The organism is Sulfitobacter sp. CW3, from assembly GCF_019392245.1.
Lineage (GTDB): Bacteria > Pseudomonadota > Alphaproteobacteria > Rhodobacterales > Rhodobacteraceae > Sulfitobacter.
In genome coordinates this window covers 1-268 of the sequence record NZ_JAHXRL010000253.1, presented here as the reverse complement: position 1 = coordinate 268, position 268 = coordinate 1, and the positions used below count along the sequence as shown (strand labels likewise).

At 67.2% G+C, this 268-nt stretch carries 1 pseudogene; it reads left to right on the top strand.

Features of this window, described 5'->3' with window-relative positions:
- Positions 1-54 precede the first annotated feature (54 nt).
- Positions 55-268 (top strand): annotated as a pseudogene (locus KZZ06_RS20965) (Y-family DNA polymerase); the annotation flags it as partial.

Below are 268 nucleotides of genomic sequence, written 5' to 3'. Positions count from 1 at the left end.
CCCGACTGCAAAACGATATGCTGCTCACCCAGCTTCGGCCGGGCCGTGGAGGGTTTGGACGAGCTGGCCGAGGCGTTGACCACCTATGCCTCCTATGCGGCGCAGAAGATGCGCGCGCAGGGCTTGGCGACCGCCGCCGTGCTGGTGATGCTCACCACCAACCGGCACAAGCCCGAGGATGCGCAGTATTACGCGACCCTGCACGTGCGGTTGACGATCGGCACCAGCGACACCGCCCGACTGATCCGCGCGGCCCTATGGGGCCTGC